Genomic DNA, 19,196 nt, shown 5'->3' on the forward strand with positions numbered 1-19,196 from the left:
GAACGGCCACGCAGACGTGACGGTAACAATCGATTGTAAATTCGTCAATAGAGCTCAATATCGCTCATTTGAGCGGATAAAATGACGCCGAATTCCGGCTCGATATTTCGGTCGGAAGAGGTCCACTGGATTGGATGAAGCTGCTGCGTCCGGAAGAGGTCTGTTGGATTGAATGAAACTGCTGCGTCTAGCTGACTAGGCGTCGCGCAACACCCGCGTCGGTAATGAGCGTATTGATCCAGCGGCCGCGCAGAACCGCCGCAATCGCGTCTGCCTTTTCGAGGCCGCCGCCAATTCCGATGACATCGGGGATATGGCGTATTTGTGCACTGTTGATGCTGAGACCACGGTCGTCGAGCTCGCTTGGGACTTCGCGACCGTCCGCGGCGATCAATGTACCGCAGACGTCGGCCCGCACGCCCGCCGCGATCGCCTTTTCTCTCCATGCCTTCGGAAAGCCGGCCGAAAGGCAAGATTCCTCGGGAATCCAGGATCCCAACCCAATGACCAATACATCGAGGCTGTCATATTTGCCGATGGCGTTTGCCACCGAGGGTTCGTTGCGCAGGCTCTGGATCAGTTTGGGGTCTTCAGACCACATCGGGCTGTAGACCGGATACGCGATGCCGCCGCTTAAGCCGGCAAGGCGGTGTACCAGTTCCACCGGTGTCTGCGAGGTGTCGAGGCCGGCAGGCGTGCCGGCGACCTGTACCACATCTACCTTTGGCAGATGGGTCAACGCCTTGGCCATGGCTGCCAGTGTCCGCCCCCAGGCAATGCCGAGAAGCTGGCCATCGACAAGCGTCTCGTCGAGAAACGAAGCGGCCAAATTGCCGAGCGGTGTGGTCAGAGCGCTGGTCGAAAGGTCGGGCCCATCCAGCACCAGTACGGCCTTGAGGCCATAGATGCGACGGACCGCTTCTCCGAGTTTGGCATTCAAGTCCTCAGGCTCGGAAATGACGAACTCGATGATCTTCTGTTCTATCGCCGCATCGATAAGCCGAGCGACCTTGAAACGCGAGATGCCAAGATCATCGGCGATCTCGGATTTTGTCTTCCGCTCGACGAAGAAGAGCCGAGCGGCTAGCGAAGCCTGAACTCGCTGAAGTGGACGGCGCGGCATTCCGATCTCTCGATCCTGATTCCGATCGACCGAGTGCGAAACGCCTGGACGTCGCCAAGTCAGTCGTAAAATCGTCGTTTCTGCAAGATTCCAACTAACCATCGGCCGTAGAATCCCGCCCGAATGTACCTTGCGCTCGTATGAGCAGCAAGATGCTCACATATCAGAGGCTCGAGAATCGTTAGCACGTATGTCGTGATGACGGGTCGCCAACCCATAGACACTTGATCGAGGCGGGTCACGCGATTCCGACGATCCTCGTTATGGCCTACCCCGACGACCTTGATCAGATCCACGCCCTGAGCGTCGGGGTCGTTTGCTACCTTCGTAAGCCGTTTGATGAGCGGCACCTGATAGGGTGGCTTCGTGAGGCTGTGCAGTTTTGTCGACCGGGCGATGAGAATTCGTGAGCTCCTTGCCATCGACGGGCAAGGAAAACCTAAGTGCGGCCCCACCTGATGCATTCATGTCTGCCCACAGCCGGCCCCCGTGGGCTTCGATGATCGACTGGGAGATCGACAGTCCCATTCCTACCCCATTTGACTTCGTGGTGTAGAAAGCCTGGAAAACGCGATCGAGATTATCCGGATCGATGCCCGGACCTGAATCGCGCACAGATACGAGAATTCCACCGGTCTGGGCTTGCTCGGTGCTGATCGACAACTCCCGTGGCCCGGCCTTGAGCGTGCTCATGGCTTCGACCGCGTTCAAGATCAGGTTCAGCACGACTTGCTGCAATTGAACGCGATCCCCTTCGACAGGAGACAGCGCCTCCGCGAGGCGGGTTCGGACCGAGACTCCGTTCTCGGTGATTGCACTTCCCGCCAATCCAATCACTTCGTCGATCGCCTTGTTCAGATCGAAACGAGACTTTCGCGGGGGCGCTTTCTTGATGTGATCACGGATGCGGTCGATGATATCTCCGGCTCGGTCGGCATCGTCAACGATAGAGGCGAGCGCTTCCCGGATTTCGCTCAGATCCGGTGGATTTCTGTCCAGAAAGTGCATCGCAGCTCGGGCATTGTTGCGCGCCGCGGCAATCGGCTGCGTGATCTCGTGGGCCAGCGAGGCGGTCAGTTCTCCCATTACACTCACGCGGTTCATATGCGCGAGATCCGACTCCAGCTGGCGCAGCCTCTCATGCTCTTCCTGCGCGCGCATGAATGCTGTCACGTCGGTGCCGGTGCCGCGATAGCCACGGAATTCGCCCTCGGCGTCAAACACCGGCTTGCCGGTCACCTTCACATGGATGGAAGAGCCGTTCTGGCGAGCGGAGTGATATACGAAGTCACGGAACGATTTGCGTGCATCGAGAGTTGCCCGCAAAAGCCGCCATTTCTCTGGCTCGGTTTCAAGATCGAGAGCGCGATCCCAGCACGCCATGCCGATTCGATCAGCCGAGTCCGCACCAAACGCATTGTCGGTCAGGAGCGTAAACCTGTAGTCCGGACCGATTTCCCAAAACCAGTCGGAGGCACTTTCGGCGTAGTCGCGGAATTTCGCCTCGCTCTCGCGCACTGCCTCCTCGGTGCGCTTGCGTTCCGTCACATCGACATTTGTGCCGATCACTTCGGCAAGTTCTCCGATCGTGGAGAACAGGTGATGGCTGGTTGCCGCCAGATGTTTGACCGTCCGATCGGGGAGCACAATTCTGAACTCGCCCGAGTAATCTTCCTTGTGGCGCAACGCCTCCTGGATTCTTGCCCACACTCCATCTCGATCGTCTGGGTGGATCCGCTGCCACAAAGCGTCGCGGCTCGGAAGGCCGTCCCGTGGATCAAACGCCCAGATTCGGTAACTCTCGTCCGACCAATAAAGATATTGCATCGTTGTCGTATTAAGGGCCCAGGTACCGGTGTGGCTCAACCTTTGCGCTTCCGCCAGATAGGCTTCGCTGCGCCGCAACTGGTCTTCGGCTTTCTTGCGCTCCGTCACATCGATCTGTGTGGTGACAATCTCAGCCAGTTCCCCGCTTGGTGAGAACACAGTTTGGCCGATCGTTTCGAGGTGTTTGACCGTTCCGTCGGGCAGCACGATCCTGTAGCCGATCGAGTAGCCTCTCTTCTCGATCACCGCGCGCTGAACCACTTCGTTCAGTCGGTCGACGTCACCCGGATGGATCCGTTGGAACACCGCTTCGCGGCTCGGAACACCTTCCGCCGGATCAAACCCCCAGATGCGAAAAGTCTCGTCCGATCCATAGAGAATCTTCGTCTCGTTGTAGGCCGAAACACCGCTGTGACTGAGCCTCTGTGCTTCCGCCAGATAGGCTTCGCTGCGACGTAGCCGGTCTTCGACCTTCTTGGCTTCATCGATGTCGACAGACAGGCCGTACCACTGGACAATATGTCCCTGCCGGTCGCGTAGAGGTTCGCCGCGCGTATGGTACCAGCGAAACTCGCCGTCCGCTCGACGGAGGCGGTGCACAGCCTGGTACGACGTTCCGGTCTGAATTGCTTGTTGGAGAGCCCTTATGGTCTCGGAAGAGTCGTCTGGGTGCAGGAAAGCCTCCCATCCGCCATGCTTGAAATCCTCGAACAGCATGCCGGTGTAGTCCAGCATGCGCTGATTGAGTTGGGTGGGTTCGCCGGCGGGGTCCGTTGACCAGAGCAGGCCGGGTACCGTTTCGAAGATCTGACGGAGCCTATGTTCGCTTTCCCGTAGGGCGTCTTCGGCTCTCTTGCGTTCCGTAACATCGATCTGTGTGGCGACAACTTCAACAACAAGCTCCCCGCTTGAGGACAACACAGGTTCGCCAACCGATTCGATGTGTTTGACCGTTCCGTCGGGCAGTACGATTCTGTAGCTGTGCGAGTAGCCTATTTTGTCGCTGAGCGCGCGTACGGGCTGTGCGTGCGCTCGGTCACGGTCGTCGGGGTGAATCCGTTGGGTCACAGCACCAAGAGCCGGAATGCCTTGTTCCGGATCGAACCCCCAGATGCGGTAAGTCTCCTCCGACCAATAGAGAATCTTTGTCGCGGTATAGGCCGAGGCGCCAGTATGGCTCAGCCTCTGTGCTTCAGCCAGGAAGGCTTCGCTGCGCCGCAGTTGGTCTTCGGCTTGCTTGCGCTCCGTCACGTCCATGTTTATGCAGAAAAACTCGACAATCCTTCCGTCCGAAGAAAAAACAGGACGGCCGATTGTGTCGAGGTGTTTGACCGTTCCATCGGGCAGCACGATTCTGTACTCGATCGAGTAGCCTCCTTTCTCGGTGTACGCGCGCTCAGCCGTTGCGACCACCCGGTCCCGGTCGTGGGGGTGGACCCGTTGCGTCGCCGCTTCGAAGCTGGGAAGACCCCGTGCCGGATCAAACCCAAAGATGTGGTAAGTCTCTTCCGACCAGTAGAGAAGCGTGGTGTCGTTGTAGCTCGTGGAACCGGTATGGCTCAGCCTCTGTGCTTCAGCCAGGAAGGCTTCACTGCGGCGCAGACGGTCTTCGGCTCGTTTGGCTTCGTCGATGTCGACAGAAAGGCCGTACCACTGGATGACGTTTCCCTGTTGATCTCGCATAGGTTCGGCACGGGTATGGTGCCAGCGATATGCGCCATCCGACCGACGCAGACGGTGCACAATCTCGTAGGAAGTTACGGTCTGGATTGCCTGCTGGAAAACTTTTGCCGTTTCCGGACGGTCGTCGGGGTGTATGAATGCCTCCCAACCACTGCCAATAGTTTCTTCAAATGGCGCGCTGATATAGTCCAAGATGCGCTGGTTAACATAGGACATGTTGCCGTTGGGTTCGGCCAACCAGATGAGTCCTGGCACTGTCTCAAAGATCTGACGGAGCTTGTATTCGCTCTCCCTAACGGCCTCCTCTGCGTTCTTTTGATCGTCAACGTCGATGAGGACGCCGTACCAGCGGAGCACGCGGCCGTCGCTGGCCTTCAGCGGTGCTCCCCGCACATTGAACCAGCGATGCTGGCCATTGGCTCCGCGAAATCTGCAGACCACATCGGAAGGACTTTTGGTCTCGAGATTTGCGAGCCAATTCTTCACCTTGAAAGCGACGTCATCCGGATGAACTCTATCCACCCATCCCCAGCCGGTGATTTCGTCCAGCGGCGCGCCAAAATAGTCGAGCACACGCTTGTTGACGTACTCGATATTCCCCTCGGGCTCGGCTTGCCACACCAGCGTCGGAAGCGTTTCCACCAACAGGCGAAGCTCTTGCTCGCTGCTGAATGGAGCCGCTTCGGCTCCGTCACCGTCCTTTGACACGGGTCGCTCCATGGCCGGCCTCCAGATTCGGACCTGCCTGTTGCCGGAGACCATGTAACAGAGGACCGCTAACGATCCGGCAAAGGTGGCACGGTCACCTTATCTGCTGCGCCGGAGACGGACTATCCCCTCGCCTCATTCGGGCGATTGGCGAGCTTCAGGAGTTTTCGCCTCTCCTCCCAGGCCACAATCTGCAAGCTGGTATTGGCAAATCCAGCGAATGCGTTCGAGAAAGACGATCTCACATCGTCAATCCATATATGTCTGCAATGAGGGGCTTGTTCGACATGCGGCCAACCATTCATCCACTGCTGGCTTGCCTGTGGTGAGCCTTCCGAAAGATTGCCTGAAAAACGGTCCATACGGTGTCGGAATATTAGCGGAAGCTTAGCCGGGAGGGATGTCTGTCGCTTGCATCCGCATGCTGCGATTTGGTTGTTTCTGCGCACTCTGCCGCCACGCGCAAGGCGGCCCAAACGGCCCTCCCTATCTCGGATTGCGGTGCCGCGCGGCGCGCGCCGCGGCGTCCGCGGGAACGATTGTGACCTAGTGTTCCCTGTATTGCTCTCTGAGCTTCTTCTTGTCGAACTTGCCAACGCTTGTCTTGGGGAGCGCATCGACAAACAGGATTTTGTCCGGGATTCCGAATTTCGATATCACGCCGGCATCAGCAAAGGTTTTCAAATGCGCCTTTATCTGCGTGTCGCTGACATCGCCGCCTATGCGAGCATCCCGGATGACGAGCGCCAGCGGTCGCTCCCCCCATTTGTCGTCCTTGACGCCGATGACGGCTGCTTCCGACACACCCTGGCACTGCGACAGGATATCTTCGAGCTGCAGCGATGACACCCATTCGCCACCGGTCTTTATGACATCCTTGATCCGGTCGACGATGCGGACGTATCCGTCAGGCTCGATGACGCCGATGTCGCCGGTGTGCATATAGCCGTCGGCCCATAACTGCTCTGACGCTTCGGCGTTGTCGACATAGCCCTGCGTGAGCCAGGGCGCGCGCACGACGATTTCGCCCGGCGTTTTCCCGTCATGCGGCAGCTCGCTGCGGTCCCTATCGAGCAAACGGATATCGACCAGCGGCGCGGCCATGCCGGCCTTGGTGCGGATATCGATCTCCTGATCGGAGCCGCCTGCCAGATCGGCGGATTTCACCTGCGCCAGGCAAAGCAGTGGTGCACTCTCCGACATGCCGTAGCCCGCATAGACGTCGACGCCGAGCGCCAGCGCCTGTCTGGCAAGCCCCTTCGGCAGTTCGGATCCGCCGATCACCATCTTCAGGCCGGCGAGATCGGTGTTTGCCGCCGTGGCCGCGCCGAGCAGCATCTGCAGGATCGTCGGCACGCCGTGCGTGAAGGTTACGCCTTCGGTCTTGATCAGCCTGAGGAGCACGGCGGGATCGTAGCGTCCCGGATACACTTGCTTGACGCCGGACAGCGTCGCCGTCCACGGAAACCCCCAGGCGTGGACATGAAACATCGGGGTGATCGGCATGTAGACGTCGTCGCGGCAGAACCGGCCTTGTTTCGCAGCGCTGCCCAGGAAGGCCATTTCGGCGAGCGAATGCAGAACCAGCTGGCGATGGCTGAAGTAGACACCTTTCGGCGCACCCGTTGTGCCCGTCGTATAAAAGGTGGTGGCAATCCTGTTCTCGTCGAAGTCTGGGAAAGCATAGTCGGGCGAAGCGCCGCGCAGCAGCTCCTCATATTCGCCGGCGAAGGAAAGCCCACCTGTCTCAGGCACCGCTCGATCCGACATCAGGATCAGCGTCTTCACTTTGGGCAGTTGCTGCTTGATGCCTTCAAGAACCGGGACGAAGTCGTCATTGACGAGAAGCACCGACGACCCCGCATGATCGATCATGTAGGCGATCTGCTCCGGCGACAGACGCACGTTCACCGTCTGCAAGACCGCGCCCATCATGGGAACCGCGAAATAGGCTTCCAGGAACCGGTTGCTGTCCCAGTCGAGCACGCCGACGGTGTCGCCGGCGCGTACACCAAGCCTGTCGAGACTGTACGCCAGTCGCCCGATGCGCTCGCGCAACTGGCGGTAGGTAAACCGAGTCCTGTCCCGATAGACGATCTCCTGATCGGGTGCCTGCAGGAGCGGCGTATGCCACAGCTGCTTGATCAGCAGCGGATACTGATATGCGGCGCACGCGGGTCTCGCAGCCATGGCGGCGTCCTCGGGATATGTCGCTCGTCAGCGCTCGATGGCGAGGACGCCGGCCAAATGGCTTGATGATGGCGGGCCTCACCTGGCCCGCCTCGGTTCTAGGCGCCGCGATTGGCCTTACTCGACCGCGCCGCTTCCGCATTCGCCTTGTTTCGCAATTCCAGAAGTCCAAGCAGGACCTCGTCGCGCTCGGCGGCGAGATCGTCGATCGACCGCGAACCCACCTCGGCGTGAACACCATCGATCAGCTTTTTCTGCAACTCGGGCGTCAGTTCCGGCGAACCCAGCACCTTCCACCAAGCCGACATCGGACCGGTGAATTGCTGCAGGAAATGCTCCATGCCGCCCTGTCCGCCGCCGAGATGGTTGAGCAGAACCTGACCCATGATGCCCCACCGCAGCCCCGGTCCCCAGGAGACCGCGGTGTCGGCGTCGGCGACGCTGACGACGCCTTCGCCAACCAGATAATACACCTCGCGGGCAAGCGCTGCCTGCAGGCGATTGGCGACATGCCCGGGCACTTCCTTGTGCAGGCGGACCGTTTTCTTGCCCAGACCGGTGTAGAATTCTGACGCGCGCCGGATTGTCTCCTCTGACGTCTTGGCGCCGCCGACGATCTCGACCAATGGCACCAGATGCGGCGGATTGAACGGATGCGCGATCACGCAGCGTTCCGGGTGGTTCGGGCACCCCGACTGGATTTCGCTCATTGTCAGGCCGGACGAGCTCGAGGCGATGATCACATCGGCCGGCAGCAGTTCGTCGAGCTGGCCGTACAGCTTCTTCTTGAAGTCGATCCGCTCCGGTCCGTTCTCCTGGACAAGATTGGCGCTCTTGAGGGCCTCCGGCAGGTCGGCGTTAAAGGCCAGCCGCATCGGCGAGGCCCCCGGAGCGAGCCCCAGCCTGTCGAGCGCCGGCCAGGCCGCTTCGACGAAGCGCCGCAACGACGCTTCCGCATTGGGAGCGATATCCGTCGCCACGACATCCAGGCCCTTTGCCAGGAATTGTGCCGCCCAGCTGGCGCCGATGACACCCGTACCGATAATGGCGACCTGAGAGATTTGCTTGCTGCCAGCCATGGTCATTTCTCCTTCGAGGGGATTTCGGCGTAGGCGATGCCGGTGAGGTTACCTTGGGCGAAGAGAAACGCCCGGTTCTTGGAACCATCGAGCTGTGCGACATAAACGGAGCCGGCGAGGTCGGTGAAGAACATCCGATTGCCTGGAACGTCGAGCGCGATACCGATGCCTTCCATCAGATCGCCGACAAGGAGCTCAGGTCCATAGCCATTTCTGGCGGGCGCATCGATCGAGGCACGATTGACCGTGTTGCCGGCCGGCGGATTGCCGCGATCCGTCCAGTAGAGAAAGCGGCTTTCGAGATCGAGCTCGAGGTCGATCGGCTCAGGCAGTTCATCGAACCATGTTTCGATGTCCGTGCGACTGGCGGCGTCCTCGCCCCTGGGTATGTCTATACCCGCCCGAAAGATGCAGCCGAGGCCGGCATTGTCCGGACCCTTCTGCGTCCAGTAGATTTGTCCACGCACGGGATCGAGCGTGATGCCGACGCACCATTTGGTGGCGTCGCGGCTGTCGTCTTCGCCCTCGCCTGTCTGGACCAACGTCTCGATGTCGGTGCCGTCGAGATTTGCGCGCATCACCCGCATGCCCTCGCGGTCGCACCAGTAGAGCTTGCCGGTCCGCTTCTCCAGGTGGATCTGCTTGGGCGTGTGGGTGACGCCTTTGGGGACGATGACCGTGCGATTGCTGCCATCAAGGTCGGCGCGTTCGATGGTGCCGTCGTTGAGGTTGGGCACGCCCATATTGGTCCAGTAGATATGGCCGGCCTCGACATCGACCACGATGCCGTCAGGAACACGACAGCCGGTGACGATGACCTCCGGGCTGGAGCCGTCCGAATTCATCGAGTGAATGCGCCCACCACTCGCCTCGAGAACGAACAGTCGGCCAACCGTGTCCTTGCTGCCCGATGTTGATTTCGATTTCGTCGCGGAAGCGTCGTTCATGGATTTCTCCTTCGCGGCCTGGGGCCTCGATGCCAAAGCGCGGCATCACTCACATTCGATCGCAAGCCAACCGCTCTATGCGGCCGCTGCAGGTTTCCTGGTTTTGGTGAAGTCAGGCGGGCGCTTTTCCAGAAAGGCAGTCAGCGCTTCCTTCGCCTCCTCGGAGCGGACATGTACGCTGAACGCCTCGTTTTCGGCCCGCATCGCCGCCTTGACCTGTTCGCGGAAGGAACGCTTCAGAAGTCTCTTGGACGCTTGCAGCGCACCAGCCGGTTTAGCTGCCAGCTTCCGCGCCGTTTCGCTCGCCACCGGCAGCAGGTTCTCATCGAGCACGACCTGCGTGACCAGTCCCAACTCCGCGGCGCGCCTGGCATCGAACGCCGATCCCAGCAGAATCAACTCGGCCGCGCGGATGTGCCCGATCGCAGCCGGAACGGCGTAGCTCGAGCCAAATTCAGGCACCACGGCAAGGTTGATGAAAGGCATCTGAAACCTGGTGCTTTCGCCCGCATAAACGAAATCGCAGTGCAACAGCACGGTGGTTCCGCTACCGATTGCGGCGCCGCGCACGGCCGCAACGATCGGCTTGCCGAAATCAGCCAGCGCGTTCATCAGTCGGGCCTGGGGAGATTCTCCAGCGCCTGGAGGGTTCTTCAAAAAGTCTTGGATATCGTTGCCTGCGCTGAAAGCATCTCCCGCGCCGTGCCAAAGCACCACGCGGACGCTGTCGTCCTTGCCCGCGTCATTGAAGATATCGGCGAGCTTCGCGTACATGCTCGAAGTCAGCGCGTTCTTCTTTTCCGGCCGGTTCAATTCGACGCGAAGTATGCCTTCGGACCGTTCCGTCACTATCTCGTCCATCGTCTGCAACTCCCGTCCGTCCAGGATCTGTTTAAGCTCGGCAAAGCTCAAGCAGCTGCGGTACTTTACTCTAGGCGGCACGTCCTGGCGCTTTCGGAACCGTGCCGCCGGCGTGCAAGCTGTCTATCTCGCCGGTGTTGAAGCCAAGCTGCTTCAGGATCTCTTCGCTATGCTCACCTAGCTCGGGCGCGCGTCGGGCCGGAGCCTTGGTGACGCCATGCACCTGCAGCGGGCTGCCGATCGTGAGGTTAAGGTTGCCGCCGGCGCCTTCGAGCGGCACGACAATGTCGTTTGCCCTGAGCTGCGGATCCTTGATCACGTCGGCAGGTGCCTGCACCACGCCAAAGGTCAGATGGGCGTGTTCGAAGACTTCGATCCAGTGCGCCATCGGCTGCGCGGCAAAGGTTTGATCCAGGATCGCGGTGAGCTGCCCCGAATTCGCTGCCTGTTTCGCAGGGTCCGCGAAACGGGCATCCGTCAAGAGATCCGGACGGCCAATCGCATTGGAAAGAGCCGGCCATTTGTCGGGCGTCAGCACGATCAGGAACCATGTGTCGTCAGCCGCCCGATAGACATTCAAGGTCGCGTTCGGCGGGTTGGCGCGATCGTGCAGCGGGAAGAACGTAGCTTCGGCAAGTGCTGCCTGTGCCATGACTCCGGAAGCCCAGATGCCTGCAGCGAGCAGCGAAGTGGTGACGTACGAGCCCTTTCCGGTGCGTTCGCGCCGGTAAAGCGCGGTGACGATTGCCGAATAGAGGCTGACCGCCGTCGCATGATCACCGCTGCCGGTAACCGGGAAGGTTGGTGGGGCACCGGCATCGCGCGTCAGCGACAGCAAGCCGCTTCGTGCCCAGTACGCCGTGAGGTCGAAGCCCGGGAGTTGGGCGTCAGGACCGTTATCGCCATAGCCGGTGACATCCGCATAGATCAGACGCGGGTTCCATGCTGCGACATCGTCATAGCCGAGCTTCAGTTTTTCGCGCGCCGGGTGCGGTGTGTTGACGATCAGAACATCCGCCCACACGACTAGCCGCCGCAGGACTTCCTGCGCTTGCGGCGACTTCAGATCGAGCGATAGTCCACGCTTATTGCGATTATTGAGATGCCAGGGATAGTTGTCTTTTGACCGCGGTTGCGGCGGAACCTTGTAGCCAATGCGCCACGTGTCGCCGGTTGGCGGCTCGACCTTGATCACGTCGGCGCCGAAGTCCGACAGGATGACCGCGGCGGCTGGCCCCGCGATGAAGCTAGCCAAGTCGACCACCTTCAGTCCGGCGAAAATGTTGTCGGTTGCCATAGGGCTGTCCTTTCTGAATTGCCGTGTGCGTCGGGTTTCTTCAGCGTCCACGGAACTGTGGCGCACGCTTTTCCAGGAAGGCGGTCGTGCCTTCCTTCTTGTCCTCGGTTGCGGCGCACAGCCCGAAGTAGGCGGCCTCAAGCAGCAGGCCTTCGCCCTGGCTCGTCTCCATCCCCTTGTTTGCCGCTTCGAGCGCGAACCTGATGGCGACCGGGGCGTTGGCGGCGATCTTGTGCAGGATCGCCTCTGCGCGCGTGATCAGATCGGCAGCCGGAACGATCTCGTTGACCAGCCCGATGCGGTATGCCTCTTGCGCTGTGATCATCTCGCCGGAAAGGATGAGCTGAAGGGCGCGGCCCTTGCCAACGAGCCGTGGCAGTCGCTGCGTTCCGCCGCCGCCAGGCACCAAGCCCAGTGCCACTTCCGGCTGGCCGAACCTGGCCGTTTCCACGGCGATCCTGATCGTGCACGCCATCGCCGTCTCACAGCCGCCGCCAAGAGCGAAGCCGTTGACGGCCGCGACAACCGGCTTGCCCAGATTTTCGATGAGGTCGAGCACTCCTTGCCCGAAGCGGCTGGACTGCTCGGCCTCGAATGCCGATACCTGCGCCAGCTCGCCGATGTCGGCGCCCGCGATGAACGCCTTGTCGCCGGCGCCGGTCAGAATGACGCCGCGTATCGCTGCATCGTCGCGGGCATCCTCGAACGCCTTTTTCAGATCCGACCACGTCGGCGTGTTCAGCGCGTTGAGCACCTTCGGGCGATTGACGGTGACATAGGCGATTGCACCCTTCTTCTCATAGAGAACGTTTGCGAGCGCCGGGCCCGCCGTTTCCACGGCCATGATGATACTCCTGTTCAGGAAAGGGCGGCGAGCCAGGGTGGGGGGAGCGACCCCGGCTCGCCGCTGCTCAGACGAAGGCGCCAAGGCCGGTAATGGCTTTGCCGACGATCAGATTCTGCATCTGATATGTGCCCTCGTATGAGTAGAGCGCTTCGGCGTCGTTGAAGAAGCGCGCCACATTGTAGTCGGCAACGATGCCGTTGCCGCCGAGCAGCTCGCGGCCCCATGAAACAGTCTCGCGCGACTTTGCCGTGCAGAACGCCTTGGCCAGCGAGGCGTGGTGGTCGGCAAGCTTGCCTTCGTCATCCATCTGCGCCAGGCGAACCATCAGGCACTGGCAAGCGGTCAAATTGGCGAGCATCTTGGCCAGGATATCCTGCACCATCTGGAAAGAAGCGATCGGCTTGCCGAACTGCAGGCGCTCCTGTGTGTATCTCAGTGTCGCCTCGAACGCGCCCATCTGAATGCCGGTCGAAGCCCAGCCGACCATGTAGCGCGTCATCCGCAGCACCCGCGCTGTATCGCGAAACGAGTTGCCGCCCTGCAGGCGGTCGGCTTCCAACACGCGGACGTCCTTCAGCGTAATAACGCCGTTCTGAACGACCTTGAGCGCGATCTTGTGCTCGATCTTCTCGACGCTGAATCCCGGCGTCGTCTTGTTCTCGACGATAAAACCCTTCACCTGGTTGTCGTCGAGGTCACGCGCCCAGATGATCGAAACGTCGCACCACGTCGCGTTGCCGATCCAGCGCTTCTGTCCGTTGAGGAGCCAGGTGTCGCCCTCGCGCTTGGCCGTCGTGGTCAGCCCGCCGCTCGTGCCCGAACCGACCAGCGGCTCGGTCAGACCAAAGCAGCCGATCTTTTCCCAGCGCGCCATCGGCGGCAGCCACTTCTGCTTCTGCTCCTCAGAGCCGTCGAGATAGATCGAGCCCATAGCCAGGCCGCTGTGCACGCCGAAGAAGGTGCAGAACGAAGCGTCGACGCGGGCCAGCTCCATGGCGACGAAGCCGAACAGCTTCTGGCTGCCGCCGGCGCAGCCATAGCCCTCATAGCCGAGGCCGCCGAGCCCGAGCTCCTTGAACGAAGGCAGCAGCTCGAAGGGGAACGCGTCGTCGGACCAGTATTTGTTGATGATCGGCTGGACCTTGCTCTCCATGTAGGCCCGCACCTTCTTGACCACCGCCAATTCGTCTGGATTGAGGAGATCGGCCAGCTGGTAGAAGTCGCTGTTCGGCGCCGGCAAAGGCTTTGCCTGCCTCTCGTCCTTCGCTGCGGTTGCCACTGCCATCCTCGTTCTCCTGCTCGATTGTCCGATCTTTCGGAATGAAGTGCGTGAGCAGGACTATGGCTTCGGGCGGCGCTTTCTTCTTGGAGAACTCTGCGGCGGGTAGGACGCCTGTGCCCGATCATGCGCATCTGGATTCGTATGTGGAGTGCCATCAATCGTGACCCACAAACGGGGAGCCAAACGGACGGCGAAGACCTCTCGCCCTTTATCGAGGCGCCACCTGTTCCACGACGAGACCGGAAACGGCAATGGTTATGTCACGCAGCTTGGTGGCAAGATCCGTACTCACCAGCGTCAGCAGGTTGGTGCGGAGTGCCGGCCTGCTGGCCATGAACTCCACCAGCTGCTGCCAGTCCCACTTTACGACAGTTGCGTGGCCGCGAGCCGTCCGCGCCACGCCCCGTCAGCGACGCGACGGCTTCGAGAAATCGCCGCTTGGCGCGCCAGACAGAGTCACGGTGCTGTGGTTTCCTTAATCGGAACTGCACCACCCGCCAGGGGAGGCGGTTCGGAGATCAGCCGCGAACTGCGCTGGCCGGTCAGGTAGGACCACAGCCATTGCGATTGAACCCGCCAACGATTTTGAAGTTGGGGGAGAGCCAGCAGATGAACGAAAGCCCATATGAACCAGGTCAGGAAGCCAGCCATTCTCAGATGACCGGACTCCAGGATGGCGTAGTTCTTGCCGACGACCGCCATGTTGCCCTTGTCCCGGTAGCGAAACGCGCGCTTTGGTTCGTGCCCTTTGATTTTATCGGAGATCAGGCGGCCGACATAGCGCCCTTGCTGGATTGCCGCCTGCGCGACGCCGGGCACGGGTTGCCCGTTCTGTTGCTGTATGGACGCCGCGTCGCCGACCACGAATATGTCGGGTTGACCCGGCACATTGAGCGAAGGCTCGACCAGCGCCCTGCCCGCGCGATCCGCCTTGGCACCAACCATGTGGACGACCGGCGATGCGGCCATGCCTGCGGTCCACAAAACAGTTGCACTGGGAATTCTTTCGCCTCCCGCGATGACGCCCTCGGCGTCGACACTGTCGACCTTGACGCCGAGCAAGACCTTGACGCCGAGCTTGGCAAGGTGTCTGGCGACCTTCTTTGAGAGCGACGGAGCGAAGGTCGGGAGAGCCCGATCTCCTCCCTCGATCAAGGTAATCGTGCTGGTTGCCGGATCGATCCGCCTGAAATTCCCACGCAGCGTCACCCTAATCATTTGTGCGATCGACGCCGCGAGCTCGACACCGGTCGCTCCGGCGCCGACGAGCACGAAATTCATCTGGCGCGCGCGCTCATTCTCGTCATCGGTCGCTTCGGCCATCTCGAAGGCGCTCAGAATTTTGTTTCGGATCGCCTCCGCGTCGGCGAGAGTCTTAATCCCCGGTGCAAAGGCTGCGAACTCGTCATGGCCGAAATAGCTCGGGCGCGTGCCCGTGGCGACGACGAGGAAATCGAAGCGCACCTTGCGGATACCGATCCCGGGATAGACGGTATCGACGGTGCGATGGGGCAGATCGACGCCGACGATGTCGGCGAGCATCACATCCAGATTGGCCTGCTTTGCCTCCAGCTGCCGGATCGGCGCGGCGATCTCGGACGGTGCCAGCACGGCGGTCGCCACCTGGTAGAGCAACGGCTGGAAGATATGATGATTGCGGCGATCGATCAGGACCACGTCCGCATCGGATCGCTTGAGAGCCCTTGCCGCTGCAACGCCGGCGAAACCGGCACCCAGGATAACGACTCGCGGCCGCCTTGTGTGCGAACCATTGGCGTCAATTTCAGAGGGATCAATCTCGGCCAACATCGCTCATCACCTCATGACTCGTGCATCTGGCCGATCTGACGGCCATACAATGCGATACCTTCCTAATGCACATCCTGCTTGTACCGACGTGTCGCGAGCGGAATGATTTTGCGGCGTTCGGATGGTGGCAATTCACGTCACCGGCAGCCACAGATCGACGGTCGTGCCGCGATGAGGCGCGCTGACGATCGACAGCCCGCCGCCCTGACGTTCCATGACCTGCCGGACGGTGGCCAGACCGAGGCCGGTTCCATTTGTCTTGGTTGAGAAATGAGGCTCCCCCGCCATTTCCAGCGTGGCCTCATCCATTCCGCTGCCGGTGTCGGCGACGGTCAGGCGGATCATCGAGTTGCCGCCGCGCACCGGACCGGCGGGATAGCAGTCCTGTGCAACCGCGATGGTCACACGCCCGCCTTCCAGCATCGCGTCACGCGCATTCAAAACGAGATTGAACAACACTCGGTCGATCAGTTGCTGGTCGATGAAGGCCTTGGGGAGATTTTCGGCGATGTCGAGATCAAGACGAATGCGTCCCGACAACAAGCTTGCAAGCGGCGCCTGAAGCCGTCGCAGAAGGCTGCCGACATCGACCGCGGCAAGCTTGACCGGTTGGGGGCTCGCAAAATCCACAAGTTGCCGTGCGAGTGTCTTGGCGCGGAAGGCACAGTAGATCGCGCCGTCAATCCTTTTCAGCTGCCGCCCCGTTCCCGCCCCGCGACCTTGCATCTCCTCCAGGACCGACACGATCGGCGTCAGCAATATATTGAAATCGTGAACGATGGAGGCAAGCAACATGCGCGGATCGGGAACTGCAGCCAGGCAAATATCATCGTCAGCGACGCGCTGTCCCGATGTCATGTTGAAATTGTCGGCCATGGCTTCTCTCCATCGAGAGCGTCGGAAAGTCTGGTTTCCCTGAGCTGCATCTGATCACGTCTCAAGAGTCGGAGCTTGTACGCAGCATCCGATCCTTTGACGTTTCTCGCGGGATCTTCCCGGCCGTCGGGCAAGCCCGGCAATGCTCCGGTGGCATCGGCGTCACAATCGACATGCCGACGGGGTCGGTCACCGTTTCGGCAACCGCATGTCGGGCCGCCAAAATCCTTCAGCGCCACGCTATCGCTGTTGGAGCATGAACATGCAGCCGACGCAAAGCCGATACAATCAAATCGAGTTGGTGCCAGTAAGCTCCTGGCAAAGGCGATCAGCGACCGAAGCCCGAAAGGAACGACGTCGGGGCATCGAAAAACTCACCATCGAAATCAGATCAAGGAGACCATCTATGAAGACGATCGCGACGCTTGTTGTCATGAGCGTTCTTGCCACGCACGCGGCAGCGACCGAGCGGCACGACACTTTGCAGATGTCGTGCAATGCGATCGGCTCTGCCCTTGAACTGGAGCAAAGTTCCATTCTTCGACACCCGTCGTCACGCGTGGAGAACCTGATGCTTTCCGACCTGTATGTGCGTGATCGTGAGTCCTGCGGTCCCGATCAGACAGCTGTGCCGGCGCGGGTTCTTGCCGAGGGTGGCCCATGCAGCGTCTACCGATGCGCAACGGTCACCAAGACATTCAAGCGCCTCTGAAGCGCCCCGCGAACATGCCGGCGCAGCTGAACGCCGCCGGCGGCGTGGCGCACGTCACCTCGCGCCCGGTCGACTGATGCTGATCAACAGGGCGGATATCGCGCGTGCAGGCAGGTGTCACGACGCCTTGGCTATCACGTGCAGTTTCTGGTTCACGCTGAGCCTGCCCGGGTGAATGTCCCGCTCGCGCCGACCGGTGAAGCGATTCCTGATGACCGCGGCGATCGCGGTCGGCCTGTCGTTGGCGCTCGCCTCCCCGTTCGTGACCTCCACCCCGCAATCAACCGATCCGACCGGAGCTGCGCGATAGTTCTTTCGCGCCGTGATCGCGATTGGTCCCGTAAGGTCACAGCTTGAACAGCTGCCTGATGCGCGCCCGCAAGGGCGGTATCGTCGACGCGGCGTTGGCTCCGTTGCCTCGGCCGAGCCGAAGCTGCTCCGACGCGTTCCTCTTCGCGAGGAGCAAGGCCAGTTCATCGGCGATCGCGGGGCGATCCCGCAACAACGGCGCGAGGCCCTCCTGTGTGATCTCATAGACGACCACCAAGGTAAGAGCCTTGACGCTGCCTAATTCGCCGGCTTCCGTCAGAAGACCGCCTTCACCGAGGCAGTCACCGGGCGCAAGACGCCCCAGTACCATCTCGCTTGCGCCGTCGCGCCGGTTGACGGTCACAACGCCGCTGCGCACGATCATCAGCGACTTCAGCACCTCACCTTGCTCCGCCAGGGTCTCCCCCTTCCGGAACGTCCGGCGCGTCATCGTCGAAGCGAGCGTTTCCTTCTCGTCCTCGGTCAGCGGGGCAAACAGCGGGATCGCGTCCAGAAGCCGCCTCGGTGTCGTGTGGAAGCCGAACGGCATCTCGACCTCATTCGGGTTTGGGGATTGAGGGCCAATAGATCCCAAAGGCGCGGCAAGACTGAGTCCGGCCGCCTTTGCGTGGCGGAAGATCAGGTCGAAGATCTCGCTCTTTGCCTTGCCGGCAAGTGCCCTGTCGGCGACCCTGAAGGTAAGCTCCAGCTCCACCGCGCCTCCATCCAGCGACACTGTTTGGACGCTCGGCTCCGGTTGCGCCAATATCGAATTGCTGCTCAGGAGAACCGCGCGCATCACGTCAGCCATCGTCGACGGTGCGGTGCTCGACCGAAAACGGACCGTGAGCGTGACGCCATGGCTCCGCTCGGGACTGCTGAGATTGGTGAGTCTTGCTTTCGCCAGGTCGCTGTTAGGGACAACCACCAGGTCGTTTGCACCCGTTAGAAGGTGCGTGGCCCGCCAGTTCGTCTCGACCACCGCGCCTTCGATGCCGTTGCCCAGCACAAGCCAGTCGCCGATCCCGTAGGGCTTGGCAAGATTGAGCGCTATGCCCGAGAAGACGTCGCCCAGAGTGCTCTGCAGGGCAAGGCCAAGTACAATGGCGACCGCGCCGGATGTGGCGATCAGCGTTCCGACCGGAGCGTTGAAGACGTAGGCGATAATCGACAGGACCGCTGCCACATAGATGATGCCGACAACAAGATCCTGAAGAAGCCGCCCTTCACGGGGCTTTTGTTCGAGGATGAGAAAGACGCGGACAACGCCGATCAGCGACCATGCGGCATTGATCCACCAGATCACCTTGACGATATCAAGGAATACCCGCTCCAGCGTAGAGACATCGGTCGGACCGACCGCGTACGGGAGGATTCCGTGATAGAGCAGCAGCGCCGTAAGCGCCAAAAAGAATGCCAGCTGACCGACCAGGCGCAGCGTTGGTCGGCCGCGAAGCAGAATGCCCGTGACCAGCGCGCCGCTCGCCGCGACCATACCGGTTTGAACGATGGGATCGGCAATAACGTTGGATAGATGTGCGTAATCAACCATGGGATTGGGAACCACATATTGTTCAACGATAAGGGACCTCGGTGCGAAAGTCCTGCTATGCAGGCTTGCCACGAGGTTGGCGGTGGCGGCTGAG

General features: G+C 60.8%; 14 protein-coding genes. 1 reads left to right on the forward strand and 13 read right to left on the reverse strand.

Translation table 11 applies throughout. From position 1 onward, the window contains the following. Positions 1-187 precede the first annotated feature (187 nt). The 12 genes from NKH30_RS13620 to NKH30_RS13675 form a co-directional block, all read right to left on the reverse strand. Positions 188-1,123, reverse strand: coding sequence for a sugar-binding transcriptional regulator (locus tag NKH30_RS13620; RefSeq protein ID WP_352980428.1), 936 nt, complete (start codon positions 1,121-1,123; stop codon positions 188-190). A gap of 261 nt (positions 1,124-1,384) precedes the next feature. Continuing rightward, on the reverse strand, positions 1,385-5,353 hold the full coding sequence (locus NKH30_RS13625; protein ID WP_352980427.1) for a PAS domain-containing protein: 3,969 nt from the start codon (positions 5,351-5,353) through the stop codon (positions 1,385-1,387). 534 nt (positions 5,354-5,887) lie between these two features. Beyond that, a complete protein-coding gene (locus NKH30_RS13630; RefSeq protein WP_352995776.1) occupies positions 5,888-7,531 on the reverse strand; it encodes a fatty acid--CoA ligase in 1,644 nt (547 codons plus the stop codon). Positions 7,532-7,629: 98 nt separating this feature from the next. Further along, on the reverse strand, positions 7,630-8,610 hold the full coding sequence (locus NKH30_RS13635; protein ID WP_352980425.1) for a 3-hydroxyacyl-CoA dehydrogenase NAD-binding domain-containing protein: 981 nt from the start codon (positions 8,608-8,610) through the stop codon (positions 7,630-7,632). A 2-nt stretch (positions 8,611-8,612) separates the two neighbouring features. Beyond that, the gene (locus tag NKH30_RS13640) at positions 8,613-9,557 is read right to left on the reverse strand and encodes a 3-hydroxyacyl-CoA dehydrogenase (RefSeq protein WP_352980424.1); all 945 of its coding nucleotides are present in this window, start codon (positions 9,555-9,557) and stop codon (positions 8,613-8,615) included. A gap of 75 nt (positions 9,558-9,632) precedes the next feature. Further along, positions 9,633-10,418 (reverse strand): enoyl-CoA hydratase, encoded by a 786-nt coding sequence (locus NKH30_RS13645; protein WP_352995778.1) that lies wholly within the window; start codon positions 10,416-10,418, stop codon positions 9,633-9,635. Positions 10,419-10,488: 70 nt separating this feature from the next. Next, positions 10,489-11,715, reverse strand: coding sequence for a CaiB/BaiF CoA transferase family protein (locus NKH30_RS13650; RefSeq protein ID WP_352980422.1), 1,227 nt, complete (start codon positions 11,713-11,715; stop codon positions 10,489-10,491). Between the two features lie 40 nt (positions 11,716-11,755). After that, positions 11,756-12,559, reverse strand: coding sequence for an enoyl-CoA hydratase-related protein (locus NKH30_RS13655; protein WP_352980421.1), 804 nt, complete (start codon positions 12,557-12,559; stop codon positions 11,756-11,758). Between the two features lie 67 nt (positions 12,560-12,626). Next, positions 12,627-13,847: an acyl-CoA dehydrogenase family protein gene (locus tag NKH30_RS13660; RefSeq protein ID WP_352980420.1), complete on the reverse strand. Its 1,221-nt coding sequence runs from the start codon at positions 13,845-13,847 to the stop codon at positions 12,627-12,629. A 205-nt stretch (positions 13,848-14,052) separates the two neighbouring features. Further along, positions 14,053-14,178 (reverse strand): hypothetical protein, encoded by a 126-nt coding sequence (locus NKH30_RS13665; protein WP_352995780.1) that lies wholly within the window; start codon positions 14,176-14,178, stop codon positions 14,053-14,055. Between the two features lie 122 nt (positions 14,179-14,300). After that, on the reverse strand, positions 14,301-15,653 hold the full coding sequence (locus tag NKH30_RS13670) for an NAD(P)/FAD-dependent oxidoreductase (RefSeq protein WP_352980419.1): 1,353 nt from the start codon (positions 15,651-15,653) through the stop codon (positions 14,301-14,303). A gap of 132 nt (positions 15,654-15,785) precedes the next feature. Next, positions 15,786-16,529: a sensor histidine kinase gene (locus tag NKH30_RS13675; RefSeq protein ID WP_352980418.1), complete on the reverse strand. Its 744-nt coding sequence runs from the start codon at positions 16,527-16,529 to the stop codon at positions 15,786-15,788. 406 nt (positions 16,530-16,935) lie between these two features. Here NKH30_RS13675 and NKH30_RS13680 point away from each other — a divergent pair, with 406 nt between their 5' ends. Beyond that, positions 16,936-17,241, forward strand: a complete 306-nt coding sequence (locus NKH30_RS13680) for a hypothetical protein (protein WP_352995782.1) — start codon at positions 16,936-16,938, stop codon at positions 17,239-17,241. A 346-nt stretch (positions 17,242-17,587) separates the two neighbouring features. Here the strand turns inward: NKH30_RS13680 and NKH30_RS13685 are convergent, their stop codons facing one another. After that, positions 17,588-19,102, reverse strand: coding sequence for a cyclic nucleotide-binding domain-containing protein (locus NKH30_RS13685; RefSeq protein WP_352980466.1), 1,515 nt, complete (start codon positions 19,100-19,102; stop codon positions 17,588-17,590). Positions 19,103-19,196: the final 94 nt, after the last annotated feature.

Source organism: Mesorhizobium sp. M1273 (genome assembly GCF_040318195.1).
Lineage (GTDB): Bacteria > Pseudomonadota > Alphaproteobacteria > Rhizobiales > Rhizobiaceae > Mesorhizobium.